This window comes from Flavobacterium sp. 2755 (assembly GCF_031455715.1).
GTDB lineage: Bacteria > Bacteroidota > Bacteroidia > Flavobacteriales > Flavobacteriaceae > Flavobacterium.
This window is the reverse complement of the sequence record NZ_JAVDTG010000001.1, coordinates 753698-768226: the sequence shown is the minus strand read 5'-3', so window position 1 is coordinate 768226 and position 14529 is coordinate 753698. Positions and strand designations below refer to the sequence as shown.

Sequence of the window (14529 nt, the reverse complement as noted above, 5' to 3'; positions counted from 1 at the left end):
TTTTGGGTAAATTGGTTAGTTAATAATTTTAAAAATCGCTATTTGGTTTGAAATAATAATTTAGAGAAGATAGGTGGTTATTTAGTTCTCAAGAATTATTATTATATTATTTTTCTGCCACGAATTACGCGAATTTCCACTAATTTATATTCTTTGAATAAAAAAAATAATTCGTGGTAATTCGTGCAATTCGTGGCAAACTATTTTAAATTGTTATGATGTTAAAATTCATTTCTAAAGGTTTCAGTTTTTGCAATAAAAGTGGAACTAATTGCTCGCCTTTTTCCAGATAAAATTCTGAAAAATTGCTCTGACGTTCCTGTAAACTATTATTTGGGAATAGTTCGCATTGTAAGTCTACTACACGTTGTAATTGATCGTTTAGTTTTCTTTTTTGTGCTTTTAATAAACGTTTTTCTAAATTTTCTAAACCTTTTGTCTGTTTTACTTCCTGTGCTTTTACAGCTCCGGAAAAAGATTTATCGGTTTGATTTGCTAATTCATAAAGATATTGAAATTGGGTTTTCAATATTTCTTTTTGAGGTGTTAAATCAATTGGAAATGCAGAAATTTTGTGTGTAATCGTATTTATTAAATTTTCTTGTTTGGTAAAAAGATCGCTCCAGCTTAAGTTTAATTGATCTGCTTTTTTTCCTTGTTTTTCGGTTGCCAGAAGAACAGAGTTACGAACCAAAATCATTGGAAAAGTAATTCTTACGGTATCAAAAAATGATTTTAGTTCGAGCCAATAGGCAATTTCTCCGCCTCCGCCAATGTAGCATAGATTCGGAAGAATAATTTCCTGATACAGTGGACGCATAATAACATTTGGACTGAATTTTTCAGGATGATTTTCTAATTCAGAAAGAATTTGTTCTTTAGAAAATGAGATTTTAGTGTTGTTTACGAAGTACTTATTTTCTTCAAAAACGATTCTTTCTCGCAGATTATCTTCAATATAAAATAAATTAATTTCACGCGGATTTACCTGAACAGTATACTCTTTTAATTGCTCGATAGTTTCCTGAACAGCTTTGTATGAAGTCTGTTTTTCTAATTCTTCTTTTGCATACGGAATAAAAGCACGTTTTAAATCGGCATCGTCAGCATCTATAATTACTAAACCGTAATTAGCAAATAAACTGTTGGCTAAAAAACGGGTTGCATCAGCCAGATTATTGTGTTTTAAATAAGCATCTTGAAAAAGCTTTTTTAAAGTATTGGCATTTGTGCTTGAACCTAATTCTAATGAATAAATTTCAAAGAATTCATCTAAACCTTCAGTTGAAAGTCGACCAACTGGACCGTTACTTTCTTTGTTCCATCTGAATTTTTTACCTTTAAAATTAAAATAGTTTATTTCTTCAAAATCATGATCTTCTGTCGCCATCCAATAAATTGGGACAAAATTGTATGACGGATATTTCGATTTTAATTCTTTGGTAAGATTAATGGTCGAAATGATTTTATATAAGAAATACAATGGGCCGCTAAATAAATTTAACTGATGTCCGGTTGTAATTGTGAAGGTGTTTTCGAGTGCTAAAAGCTCAATGTTTTGTTTTGTTGAATCAGAAATTTCGATGCTTTGATATTGCTTTTTTAAAGTAGTAACCAAAGGAATTCGGTTGCTGTTATCAAAGTTGCCTGTTTTTTCGGCAATCTGTTTTTCGAAATTCTCCAATGTTGGGAAATTGTTGTACAGCGGTTTCAATTCTGATTTCTGATCTAAATAATCTTGTATCAATTTAGAGAAATATCCAGAAGTTTGATAGCTGATACAGTCGGTAGGCATAATTTTAAATTTATTTTTGACAGCTGTAAATTTAATGAAAATATACAGTTAAAATCGGTTTTAACTATTGCTTAAGATTGATTTTTATTTTTTGTTTTAAAGTTCCTATAATCAGGTTTTTAATTTTGTATAAATTAAACATGATTTAAAATGCTAAATACATGAAATTTGTTAAAAATACAGAAGTGTTTTGAAACTAATTGTCTTAAATGTGAAATATTAATAACGAAACTATATTTTTGTAAACAAAAAAAGATATACCTGATTTTGCATGGAAACAAACCCTAAAAAGAAGAACTCACTAAAACATGTTCTTTTTGGAAGCCTTATTGGCACCACAATTGAATTTTTTGATTTTTATATTTATGCCAATGCTGCAGTATTGGTTTTTCCTCAATTATTTTTCCCCGGTTCAGATTCGACAATGGCGACTCTGGAATCTTTAGCCACTTTTTCGATTGCATTTTTATCGCGTCCGTTAGGTTCAGCTTTTTTTGGGCATTATGGAGATAAGATAGGACGTAAATTTACCTTAGTTGCGGCTTTATTGACGATGGGTATTTCGACTGTTACAATTGGATTTTTGCCAAGTTATGCTAGTATTGGTGTTGCAGCTCCTTTATTATTAATGTTATGCCGATTTGGGCAAGGTGTTGGTTTAGGCGGCGAATGGGGAGGAGCTGTTTTATTAGCGATAGAAAATGCACCACCAAATAAACGTGCCTGGTACGGAATGTTTCCACAATTGGGTGCTCCAATAGGACTGCTGCTTTCAGGAGGAACTTTTTTATTGCTAACCGATTCTATGAGCAATGAAGATTTTATGGATTATGGCTGGAGAATTCCATTTATTGCCAGTTCATTATTGGTTGTTGTTGGTTTTTATATCCGAACAAAAATTACAGAAACTCCGTCTTTCGAAAATTCTAAAAAAGAACAGGAAGAAGTTAAAGTTCCATTTTTAACAATTGTAAAATCGTATAAAAATCAATTGATTTTTGGAACATTTGCAGCCATTACAACTTTTTTAGTTTTTTACCTGATGACTGTTTTTACATTAAGCTGGGCTACTTCTGATTTAGGAATTGTAAAAAGAAATGGATTATTAATCCAATTGTTTTCGGTATTGTTTTTTGCTATTTTTATTCCGGTTTCGGCTGTAGTTGCAGATAAAATCGGCCGTCGTAAAATGCTTATTATAGCAACAGCAGCTATTGCGATTTTCGGATTTTTCTTTTCTTATTTTTTAAGTTCCGGAAATATTGTTTTAGTGACCACTTTCGCCTGTATCGGAATGGCTTTAATGGGATTCACTTATGGACCTTTAGGAACTTTTCTGTCGGAGTTGTTTCCAACAAATGTTCGTTATTCCGGTGCGTCTTTGACTTTTAATTTAGCGGGAATTCTTGGTGCTGCTTTTGCGCCTATGATTGCAATTTGGTTAGCCAAAACTTATGATGTAAGTTATGTTGGTTTGTACTTAACGATTGCAGCATTTATTTCTTTAGTTTCATTTTTGGTAATTAGCAAGGAGGAACATAAATTTTAAATAATAGAATTCTAAATTTTTTGAAATAAAAAAAGGCGCGAGTTACATAAAACTGCGCCTTTTTTATTAATTATCTTTTTAAACTAAAATGCCCTCTAAATTCTGTTCCGTTTAATCTTGTAACAGTAAACCAATAATCTGAAGCTGGTTCTTGATGACCAAGATAAGTTCCATCCCAAGAAGTATTTGGGGCTAATTCTTTTATTAATTTTCCATAACGATCAAATATTCTAATTGCTGTGTTTGGAGCTAAATAAGCTGAATCAATCGTCCAGTGATCATTGAAGTTGTCATTATTTGGCGTAAAGAATTTTGGAAAAGGCAAATCATCAACAAAATTGATACATTCTGCGGTTGTGGCTCCCAAAATATTTATCACAACAGGAATTCTGTCACTTTCACAAGTACTGATTGTTTGCGAAGCATAATAAGTGTGTCCGTTTTCAAGCAGTGTTGATTCGGATAAAGTACTATTTGCAGAAATACTTTCAAACCATTTTATATTTTGTCCAGTAATATCAATGTCATTAATTGATGCATTTTTTTGTATGCAAAATGTTTGTGGCGAATCTGCAATTGGAATTTGAGTGTCTTGTATTTTTACAGTAACAGCAAATCTTTCACTTTCGCAGTTATTCAATGTTTGTGTTGCATAATAAATGCCGCTTTGCAGTAAAGTTGTTTCTGGCAAAATATTTCCATTTGTTGCTGCATCATACCATTTAACAGCTGTTCCGGTTATATTAAGATTCTCAATTGTTGCGATTTCATCAATACAAAATAGATGGCTATTATTTCCGGTTGGCAGCGGAGTATTATAAACCCGAACCAAAACAGGGGTTCTGTCACCTTCACATCCAATTGTTTGTGAAGCATAGTATGTTCTGTTATCTTCTAATAAAGTAGTAGTAGGTAAACTGGTAGCAGAGAAATTAGTATCGTACCATTTTATATTTTGTCCAGACATTTGGATGTCGGATAATTTTGCATTTTCTTTCTTGCAAAATTCTGTATTTCCATTTAATATTGGTGCAGAAGGCGTATTTACTATTGAAACAGTAATTCCAAATCTTTGACTTTCACAGCTATTTTCTGTTTGTGAAGCATAATAAGTTTGTCCATTAACAAGATTTGTAGTTTGTGATAATAAAGAACCATTGTTTAACGAGTCATACCATTTTATTGAAGTTCCCGTAACCTGAATATCTGCAATAGTTGGATTTTGTCCTGAACAAAATGGTTGATTTGCATTTCCTATTGGAGGAAAAGTAACCTGAATATTAATTGTAACAGGAACTCTTTCACTTTCGCAGCCATTTATGGTTTGTGAAGCATAATATGTTGCTTTATCCTGAGCTACAGTTGTTGTAGGCACGAGTGTTCCTCCGGTTAGATTACTGTACCATTTTATATTTTGTCCGGTAATTTGAATATCGTTTACTGTAGCATTTTTGTCAACACAAAAAGTTTGTGGAGAATTTGCAACTGGCAATGGCTGACCTGTAATTGTAACAGTTTGATTTTGTTTTGATGAATTTCCGTTTCCGTCGTCATAATTCCATACAATTGTATAAGTTCCCGGTAAACTATAAGATAATGGATTTGTAGTTGTTCCTGTAATTTGTCCTGCACAGGCATCTGTAGCGGTTGGAATTGTATTTATTGTGGTATGACAATCACCATTTATTGTTGGCAGATTGGTAATGTCCGGAACTGGTGCCAGAATATCTCCAATTACTACTTCAATATCATAATTCTTTTGACAGCCACAATCATCGCTTGCTACTAATTTGTAAGTCCCTTTATTTGCATTTGATACGTTATTGATCGTTGGGTTTTGTAAATTACTTGTAAAACCATTAGGTCCTGTCCATGCATAATGATATCCTGAATCAGCATTAAGATTTAATGTACCCCCTATACAAACAGGAGAATTACTGCTTGGGTTCGCATTAATATTACAATTGTTTTCTTCTGAAAACTTCATTAGAAAGAAATTTTTACGACCTAAAATTTCAGGCTGATATGAATTTAAGTCAGCTATTCCATCATTCATCGATGATGTTCCACCAACTACTATTTCTTTATTTTTAACAGTTATTTCTGTTTGAGAGTATTGGTCAAATCCTCCAGTGTAGCTTCCCCATATTAAGCTTCCTAATTTAGAGAATTTTCCAATGTACCCACCAGCCATACCAGTTCGTTTATATGCACATAAAGTTGTTATTGAATTATCAATTCCTCCATTACCACCAACATAGATTGAATTATTTGTAAAAGCAAGAGAGTAGATTATTGTATCATAGCCTAAATAGGTTCCCCATAATCTTTGCCCGTTTTGATCCAATTTTGCAAGAAAACCTGTCCAAGAATATGAATTATAATCATCAAAAGAACTTGGTGAGGCAATATTATTAGAACTAGTAGTTTCTCCACCTACATATATATTGTTCTCGTCATCAATTTCGATTGCATGAATTTTTTCTCCAGATTCCCCTCCATAATAGGTACTCCATATTCGATCTCCATTTAAATTTAATTTAAATACTATGCCATCGTTAGATAGATTATTCGTGTAATAAAGATTTTCTTGAAATACTCCCGGTGTAGAAATATTATCTGTACTGTATGAAAGTCCACCAACTGCAATAAAGTTTTCTCCAACTTTAACCGATCTAAATTCATCTGTACCTTTCCCCCCATATAATTTATTCCAAACTATAGTTCCATTAGGGTTAAATTTGGTTATGAAACCATCTCCTATTGGGGTATCAAAAATATTTGTTGAGTGATTTATTGAAAAATATCCCACCATAAAAATATTATCATTTTTATCAATATCAACGCCATAAGCTCCGTCCTCATCTCTTCCTCCATAATATGTACCCCAAAGTCTAACACCTGAAGAGTTAAATTTTACCAAAAAAGCATCATCATATCCACTAAATGAAGTTTGGTATGAACCTAATGTGCTAATTTTGGTTGTACTATTTGTTTGGCCTACAATGACAACATTATTTTGAGAATCTGTTCTTACAGCTTTTATTCGATCATATCCTTCTCCTCCATAATAAGAACTCCATAGTCTAAGTCCACTAGAAGAAAATTTTACAATTATTCCATCTGGAGCCATGCTTTGAGGGTTTCCAATTGTAGTTTGATGTGCACCCGATGTAGCATATGAAGAATTAGGAACTGAAGTTGATCCTACTAAGTAATTATTACCTAATAAATCAGTTGTACTTCCTCCAAATTCATTACTACCATAATTTTCGTCATCCCCATAAAATGTTCCCCAAAGTCTTGTCGGTACCGGATCAATCACAATAGTTTTTCCACTTACCTTATCAGAAGAAGAAAACCCATAAATATCCTCCTTGATTTTAGTATATCCAACCTCAATTTCCTTTTTACTCGCTCCATCTTCAATCCAGCTCGCAGGAAGTGTTTCCTCCATTTTTCCAAAGCGAACATTCATCTGGATTTTATTATCAACCAAATCAGTTTCGGCACCATTAAATCTTAATTGAATGTCAGAGATTTTTCCCTTTGGATGAATCACAAAATTATATTCAACTGTTTTTTTAGGGTCGTTTGGAATTGTAAAAACTACATCAATATTTGGGTAAATATTTTTATAAGTAATTTGTTTGTATTGATAAACGCTGGTAATTCCTTCGGGTTTATTTGGAACATTATAATAGTTATCAAAATCAGTTGATTTTTGTTCTGCAATTAATTCAATTTTTGAGTTTGAATTTACAAAGTCAATATCAATTCTGTGGAAAGTGTATTCTAATTTGAAGTCTTCTTTATCTTTTTCCTGATTATAATGAAAATGGGATTGCTCTTCTCTGGGATTGCGGGGATGATGTTCTACTGGCGTTTTTTTTACTTCATAAACGTCATATGAAAATCCATTTTTTCTTAGTTGGACATTCAGCCCGTTAGTGTTCAGTAAATATTTAACAGCAGTATTTGGTTTTCCTTTTTGGTCAATAATCTGACCTTTGTTCTCTTTAAAACCAATAGATTGATTTTTATTTTGAGAAAATAATTGAATAGTTATTATAAAGAAAACGAAAAGTAATTTATGCTTCATCTGATTAATTTGACTGTCGCAAATGTAATTAAATATCTACAAACCGAAATTAAAAAATCAAACTTCGCATACTTAAAATCTTTTCCTAAAAAGTCTCCAAATATCCCGTATTTTTGCAAAAAAATAAATTCTTTTGAAAACGAAACTTTTTGTAATTACACCGCCATTTACCCAACTGAATACTCCGTATCCGGCAACGGCGTATATAAAAGGTTTTCTCAATACAAAAAATATAGAATCAGTTCAGGCAGATTTGGGTATTGATGTGATTTTAGAATTGTTTTCGAAGAAAGGACTTTCTGATTTGTTTCAGGTTTCAGGTTTTAAGTTTGAAGTTTCAGGTTCTGAAATCTCAGACAACTCTAAACGTATTTTTGCTTTGCAGGATGAATATATCAAAACAATTGATCCTGTGATTCAGTTTTTACAAGGGAAAAATCCAACATTAGCATTGCAGATTTGTCAGGAAGATTTTCTGCCTGAGGCTTCTCGTTTTGCACAGTTAGAAGAACTTGATTGGGCCTTTGGAACAATGGGAACTCAGGATAAGGCAAAACATTTGGCTACTTTATATCTTGAAGATATTTCGGATTATATTGTAGAATGTGTCGACGAAAATTTTGGCTTTAGCCGATATGCCGAGCGTTTAGGCCGAAGTGCCAATTCTTTTGATGAATTATACAACGCTTTACAGCAAGGACCAACTTATATTGATTCAATTTTAATTTCAATTTTAAAAGAAAAGATAGAAGCTGTAAAACCTACATTGTTTTTAATTTCAGTTCCATTTCCGGGAAATTTATACAGTGCGTTTCGATCTGCACAATGGGTAAAGCAAAATCATCCCGAAATTAAAATTTCAATGGGTGGTGGTTTCCCAAATACAGAACTTCGTTCACTTTCGGATAAACGAGTTTTTGAGTTTTTTGATTTTATCACTTTAGATGATGGAGAAGTTCCGATAGAAGAACTTGTTGAAAATTTGTCATCCCGATCGGAGTCGAGGGACGAGAAGCGTTTCAAAAGAACATTTTTGTTAGAAAATGGAGAAGTTGTCTACAAAAATAATTCCTTAAAACACGATTATAAACAAGCCTATGTAGGAACGCCCGATTACTCAGATTTACCTTTGGATAAATACATTTCGGTTATCGAAATCGTAAATCCGATGCATCGAATGTGGAGTGACGGACGTTGGAATAAACTCACAATGGCACATGGCTGCTATTGGGGAAAATGTACTTTCTGCGATATTTCACTAGATTATATAAAAGTTTACGAACCTGTTGCAGCAAGTCTGCTTTGCGACCGAATGGAAGAATTGATTCTGCAAACGGGTCAAAACGGATTTCACTTTGTAGATGAAGCTGCACCGCCCGCTTTAATGCGAGCTTTGGCACTCGAAATTTTAAAACGAAAACTTGCTGTAACGTGGTGGACAAACATTCGATTCGAAAAAAGCTTTTCTAAAGATTTATGTTTATTGTTAAAAGCTTCTGGCTGTATTGCTGTTTCAGGCGGTTTAGAAGTGGCTTCGGATAGATTATTGAAATTAATTGACAAAGGTGTAACGGTAGAACAAGTTGCAAAAGTAACTCGCAATTTTACCGAAGCTGGAATTATGGTTCATGCGTATTTAATGTACGGATATCCTACGCAAACCATTCAGGAAACCATTGATAGTCTTGAAATGGTACGTCAGTTATTTGAAGCAGGAGTTTTGCAATCAGGATTTTGGCATCAGTTTGCGTTGACGGCGCATAGTCCGGTTGGGTTATATCCGGAGCAATTTGGTGTGACTAAAAAGACAGAAGTTATTGGGACTTTTGCAAACAACGATATTGAATACACAGATTCAACAGGAATCAATCACGATAAATTTAGCTTCGGATTAAAGAAATCTCTTTTCAATTTTATGCACGGAATTTGTTTTGATTACGAACTGCAAGATTGGTTCGATTTCAAAATTCCGAAAACAAAAATTCATCCCGATTTTATTTTTAATGCGCTAGAAGAACAAAACGATTTCAATACAAAACCAAATGCAAAAGTAGTTTGGCTAGGCGGAAAGCCTTCGGCAGAAATCTTCACCAAATCAAAAAAAGGAAGAAGCTGGGAAATGATGTCGCTAACTTTTCATGATAAAAAAGAAAGTTTTACCATTCAAACCAGTAAAGAAGAAGGCGATTGGTTAATTGATATTTTGACAAGAATTTCAATTTCGAATACTAAAAATTATACTTTTCAGGAAGTCAAAAATGATTTCGAAACTTCATTAGAAGATTTCGAATTATTTTGGTATTCAAAACCAATCAATACTTTGCGAGAGTTTGGATTGTTAGTTTTATAATAAAAAAATTGAACTAGTTTTTTGTTACCCAATAGTGAAAATCTCTTTCTAAATCATAAGCCATTCTGTTTACACTTCTTCTAATTATAAAGTAAGGAATGCCTAACATAATTGACATATGTATAAATAGAAAAGGTAAAAAAATAAAAGTCACATTATCACCTACAGATATCATTCCTGCAATAGATATGAGATAGAAGAAAATTATAAATCCAAAAAAGATAATCATTCTTTTTCTGAAGCCTATAATTTCAACATCAATAGTCAATTTATCATTTTCCTGAATTAAATTTCCATTTACTTTGGCAAAAGAATGATTCATGTCAAATAATTTTTTTCTCTTTTTCAACTCAAATGAATTATTTTCAATATTGCCTTTGTATTCATTTCTACTGGATAGAAAAATTTCAAAAGGAACATAACCCAAATCAGATTCATCAACATTGTTTCTAAATTTTTGAATAAAATCTATTTTTGAAACCGGTAATTGTATTGTAATATTTTTAATTAAGTTTATTTTTTTTAAAAAATTATTCATCTGTTTTTGGTTGGATTAAGAGCCAAATATAGTATAATACTGAAACAGAAAATAGCAAAACGAAACTATTTTTCAGTAAAAACAGAATGCATTTAGAATCAATAATCTACGCTAGTTCCGTCACTAGGAATAGCAACTTTAGACAATAGATTATTCTCAGTCAACGCTTTTCTTAATTCCTCACGAGTTGTTGGGCAGTGATTTAGAGCTTCAAGATGATTGGCAAAAACTTTTCCGGGAGCAAGAGCTGTAAATTTCAAAATATCATTCATTCGCATCAATAAAGGCTGTCCAATATCTAGTCTGGCAGTTCCGCAGGCAACCGTTGCGATATCGGGTTTGAGTTCGATTAAGGCTTTTTGAACATCATCTGTAAAAATAGTATCAGAACTTATATAAACCGATTTTTCGTTTGCAAGTTCAATGTAAAATCCCATTACATTTCCCATCAATTTTGCAACCCATCCGTAACCATGAAGCGCAGGAATTCCAATAATTCTACCATCTAAAAAAGGCTGAGGTTCCCAATAATTTAAAGTCTGTACAATATTAAGACCTCTTTGTAAAAGAGCCTTTTCATCTTTAGCACTGCAAATTACAGGAACGCTTTTTCGTCTTAAAAATACTTCTCCGGCTTTATCAATATGATCCGGGTGTAAATGCGTAATTAAACAATGCGTAACATTGCTCAAAATTTCCCTGCTGTTTTTAGGCAGAGCCACTAGAGGATTGCGTTTTGGATTGTAACGAAAAATAGTAAAAGGAGCAATTGTTTTTCTCTTTCCTAACATCGGATCTACAAGAATAACATGCTTTTCTGTCTCAATAACCAATGTGGCATTTCGCAAATGATGTATTTTCATATCTGGAAAATTAGAACTTAAAAATACAAAGATTTTTCAAAATCTATTTACAGATTATTCTTTATTTTTAACAGAATTGTGATTATTTGAAAGAATACACTTTACAATTACACTATAGAAAACCTAAAACCAATTCCGTGTAGGTTTTCAATCGAAATACCTTTTTCGTTTGATAAAATTTTACGCAGGCGCGAAATAAAAACATCAAGGCTTCTTCCCATAAAATAATCATCAGTTCCCCAAAGTGCGGTTAAAATCTGTTCTCTTTTTAAAACTAAATTTTTATTGTCAAGAAACAATTTTAGCAATTCGGCTTCACGTTGCGTAAGGCCAACTTTTTCTTCATCATTAAAAAGAATAAAATTTTTGGTATCAAATTGATATTTACCAATTTCATAAACCGATTTTTCGACTTTATTATTCTTTTGGGAACGTTTCAGGAAAACTTCAATTTTCAAGATTAATTCCTCAATGCTGAAAGGCTTTACCAAATAATCATCGGCACCAAGACGAAGTCCTTTTATACGGTCTTCTTTTAAAGTTTTAGCCGAAAGAAAAATAATTGGAACATCAGTATCCATTTTTCGAACTTCTTCAGCCAGTTCAAAACCGTCCATTTTTGGCATCATAATATCAAAAATACAAATGTCAAAATCTTCATCTTTGAAAGTTTCCAAACCAGATTTTCCATTCGTACAATGAACGACTTCATAATTGTTTTGTTCCAAATTATCTTTGGTCAAAAATGCCAGCGTTTCATCATCTTCGGTATAAAGTATCTTGAAATTTTTCATTTTTTATAAGGAATAGACAAAGTTATAGTAACTCCGTTTTCAGTATTGTTTTCAGCTTTTATTTTCCAGTTTTGTAAACTGCAGATTTCTTTTACGTAATATAATCCAAGTCCAAAACCATTTACTTCATTACTCTTTTCGTTTTGAATACGGTAAAATTTATCAAATATATAAGATAATTTTTTAGTAGAAATTCCAATTCCGTTATCGACAAACTCTAATTTTAAAATGGAATTATCCTCATAAATTCTAATCGTAATTTCAGGCTTTTTATTGCAGTATTTTACCGCATTATCTAAAAGATTATAAATCAGATTTCCAAAATGAAAAACATCTGTTTCTAATAAATATTCCTGAGAAGGACTTTCAATAGTAATAATCGCTTCAGGGTATTTTAACTGAATATTTTCAATCGCTTCTTCAATAATCGGAACAATTAAAACAGGTTCTTTTTTTAATTCCAAAGGCGCATAATCTGATTTGGCGATATTTAAAATCTTCTCAATATGATGATTCAGTTTATTGCTTTGATTAATAATAATCTCCGTATAAGTATGCAGTTTTTTATCGTCCTTAATAGGATTTTGTTCACTTAAGTATTTCGAAGCAATTAAAATAGAAGACAAAGGTGTTTTAAATTCATGCGTCATATTATTGATAAAATCACGCTGCAATTCAGAATATTTTTTTTGCTGCAAAAGCGTAAAAATCGAATAAACGTAAATCAATAAAATCAAAATCAGCATAATCGAAAGCACAAACCAAAAGCGCATCGAACTAAATAAATAAGTCGTTTCATTTGGGAAACGAACCGCAAAATAGTAGACTAAATTTTTATGCTTCGGGAAATAAACCGTCTTTTTACATTCCGATTTTTTTTTCGATAAAGAAATATAATCGCCATAAATCATTTCATCACTCTGGCAATTGTACATCGCATATTCAAAATCTGTCGTAATGTTCATCTTTTTGAATTCTGTTTTTAGATAAAATTCTAAAATATCAGGTTCAAATTCATTATCGACATTTACAATATAATAATCATTTGAAATTTTCTGTACAGGACTTTGCGCCGGAAGTTCGTGACTCGTTCCTTCATACAATTTTTTGGCTACTTCAAGAAGAGCAATATGGGCTTTTTGACTCAGCTTTTTCTGCTCTATAGTAAAAGCCTCTTTTGTCCAAAGCAATTGCGCCACCAAAATACTAATTATGGCGACCAATCCCAGAACGATAATACTATTGAGTTTATTAATTTTCAAGAAAACAGACTTTTGAGAGTGTAATATTAATCAAAAATATAGTTAAAAACAGCGATTAACAAGTCATTAACAAACATTTGAAACCGCTTAACAGCGATTTCTTTTTGTCTGAAATATCTTTGTAATGTAAAAATCGAACTATAAACCATTAATATATTTAACTATGAAAATTATCAAAATTTCTATGCTGGTTTTGGCTTTAAGCCTAATGTCTTTTTCAGCAATTGCTCCGGTAAAATCTTTAACAGCTGAAACAAAAATTACTGAAACAGCTTCTGCAATTGTTTGGAAAGCTGAAACAATCGATGTTGGAGAAATTCCACAAGGAACTCCAAAAGCAATCGTTTATGAATTTAAAAACACAGGAAAAACTGCCGTTGTAATTACACAAGTTCAAGGTTCATGCGGTTGTACAGCAACAGACTATACAAAAGAACCAATTTTACCTGGTAAATCTGCAAAAGTAACAGCAACTTACAATGCAGCAAACAAAGGTGCTTTCACAAAAACAGTTACTGTAACGACAAGTGCTGAAACTGCTCCAAAAATACTTACGTTAAAAGGAACGGTTATTTAAAAATAAAGGTTAGTTATAAAGTGGAAGCTCCAGAGACATTACATATCTGGAGCTTTTTTTATTTAGAAATTACATCAATACATTTATAAAAACGGTTCGTATAATGTTCTGTATCAAGAGCTGTAATCGTAACCTGCTGCGCTTTTCCAGATGAAGCGTGAATAAACTTAGAATGCATTCCGTCAGCTTCGCAAATTATACCAAGATGACCAATTACGGTTTTGTCTTTATAACCGTAAAAAACCAAAATATCTCCAACTTTAAAATCTTCAGGTTTTAGCGCCGTTCCTAAATTTTTATAACCGCTGGAACTTCTCGGCAAAGTCATGCCAAAATTCCCAAAAACATAACTCACAAAACCAGAACAGTCAAACCCCTTTTGTGGATTACTGCTCGCATATAAATAAGGCGTTCCCAAATATTTTTTAGCAAAAACTATTATAGAATCGCGATCTATTGCTGATTGCTCTTTTCGAATGATATTTTTATTTTTCTCTTTTGTAGTAAAAGAAGAAAATAAAACAACAGAAAGTAGGAAGATTAAAAAGTAGGATTTCATTTTTTAAGTAAGAAAAAGTTTAATTGCTAAGATAGAACGTTATTTTTCAAAATACAGTATAGATTGTAAGAATTAGCAATTAAATGATGTGTTTACGTGGTGTTTTTTTATTACTTTTTGATGTTTTAGTATCTTTATGT

At 32.1% G+C, this 14529-nt stretch carries 10 protein-coding genes; 3 read left to right on the top strand and 7 right to left on the bottom strand.

Annotation, left to right across the window (positions count from 1 at the left end; all coding sequences use genetic code 11):
• Positions 1-205: 205 nt before the first annotated feature.
• Positions 206-1795, bottom strand: a complete 1590-nt coding sequence (gene bshC, locus J2Y38_RS03230) for a bacillithiol biosynthesis cysteine-adding enzyme BshC (protein WP_309839505.1) — start codon at positions 1793-1795, stop codon at positions 206-208.
• 271 nt (positions 1796-2066) lie between these two features.
• Between bshC and J2Y38_RS03225 the strand changes: the two genes are divergently transcribed.
• Positions 2067-3344 (top strand): MFS transporter, encoded by a 1278-nt coding sequence (locus J2Y38_RS03225; protein ID WP_053473817.1) that lies wholly within the window; start codon positions 2067-2069, stop codon positions 3342-3344.
• Positions 3345-3414: 70 nt separating this feature from the next.
• Here J2Y38_RS03225 and J2Y38_RS03220 read toward each other — a convergent pair whose 3' ends face one another.
• Complete coding sequence (locus J2Y38_RS03220; RefSeq protein WP_309839502.1) at positions 3415-7446, bottom strand: T9SS type B sorting domain-containing protein; 4032 nt, start codon at positions 7444-7446, stop codon at positions 3415-3417.
• Between the two features lie 133 nt (positions 7447-7579).
• Here J2Y38_RS03220 and J2Y38_RS03215 point away from each other — a divergent pair, with 133 nt between their 5' ends.
• Positions 7580-9796 (top strand): B12-binding domain-containing radical SAM protein, encoded by a 2217-nt coding sequence (locus J2Y38_RS03215; RefSeq protein WP_309839500.1) that lies wholly within the window; start codon positions 7580-7582, stop codon positions 9794-9796.
• 13 nt (positions 9797-9809) lie between these two features.
• Here the strand turns inward: J2Y38_RS03215 and J2Y38_RS03210 are convergent, their stop codons facing one another.
• The 4 genes from J2Y38_RS03210 to J2Y38_RS03195 form a co-directional block, all read right to left on the bottom strand.
• On the bottom strand, positions 9810-10334 hold the full coding sequence (locus J2Y38_RS03210) for a hypothetical protein (RefSeq protein WP_309839498.1): 525 nt from the start codon (positions 10332-10334) through the stop codon (positions 9810-9812).
• 98 nt (positions 10335-10432) lie between these two features.
• Entirely contained in the window at positions 10433-11197 is a 765-nt protein-coding gene (locus J2Y38_RS03205; protein ID WP_309839496.1) for an MBL fold metallo-hydrolase, read from the bottom strand.
• Positions 11198-11304: 107 nt separating this feature from the next.
• Positions 11305-11991, bottom strand: coding sequence for a response regulator transcription factor (locus J2Y38_RS03200; RefSeq protein ID WP_309839494.1), 687 nt, complete (start codon positions 11989-11991; stop codon positions 11305-11307).
• Positions 11988-13253, bottom strand: a complete 1266-nt coding sequence (locus tag J2Y38_RS03195) for a HAMP domain-containing sensor histidine kinase (protein ID WP_309839493.1) — start codon at positions 13251-13253, stop codon at positions 11988-11990. The genes J2Y38_RS03200 and J2Y38_RS03195 overlap by 4 nt, the downstream gene beginning before the upstream one ends.
• Positions 13254-13416: 163 nt before the next feature.
• On the opposite strand from J2Y38_RS03195, the gene J2Y38_RS03190 reads away from it, so the two are divergent.
• Positions 13417-13830 carry a DUF1573 domain-containing protein gene (locus tag J2Y38_RS03190; RefSeq protein ID WP_053473824.1) on the top strand — a complete coding sequence of 138 codons (414 nt, stop codon included), beginning with the start codon at positions 13417-13419 and terminating at the stop codon, positions 13828-13830.
• A 58-nt stretch (positions 13831-13888) separates the two neighbouring features.
• Here the strand turns inward: J2Y38_RS03190 and J2Y38_RS03185 are convergent, their stop codons facing one another.
• Complete coding sequence (locus tag J2Y38_RS03185) at positions 13889-14389, bottom strand: C40 family peptidase (RefSeq protein ID WP_309839491.1); 501 nt, start codon at positions 14387-14389, stop codon at positions 13889-13891.
• Positions 14390-14529: the final 140 nt, after the last annotated feature.

Coding starts and splice junctions, on each gene's coding strand:
- bshC (WP_309839505.1), bottom strand. CDS start 1,795: ATGCCTACCGACTGTATCAGCTATCAAACTTCTGGATATTTCTCTAAA.
- J2Y38_RS03225 (WP_053473817.1), top strand. CDS start 2,067: ATGGAAACAAACCCTAAAAAGAAGAACTCACTAAAACATGTTCTTTTT.
- J2Y38_RS03220 (WP_309839502.1), bottom strand. CDS start 7,446: ATGAAGCATAAATTACTTTTCGTTTTCTTTATAATAACTATTCAATTA.
- J2Y38_RS03210 (WP_309839498.1), bottom strand. CDS start 10,334: ATGAATAATTTTTTAAAAAAAATAAACTTAATTAAAAATATTACAATA.
- J2Y38_RS03205 (WP_309839496.1), bottom strand. CDS start 11,197: ATGAAAATACATCATTTGCGAAATGCCACATTGGTTATTGAGACAGAA.
- J2Y38_RS03200 (WP_309839494.1), bottom strand. CDS start 11,991: ATGAAAAATTTCAAGATACTTTATACCGAAGATGATGAAACGCTGGCA.
- J2Y38_RS03190 (WP_053473824.1), top strand. CDS start 13,417: ATGAAAATTATCAAAATTTCTATGCTGGTTTTGGCTTTAAGCCTAATG.
- J2Y38_RS03185 (WP_309839491.1), bottom strand. CDS start 14,389: ATGAAATCCTACTTTTTAATCTTCCTACTTTCTGTTGTTTTATTTTCT.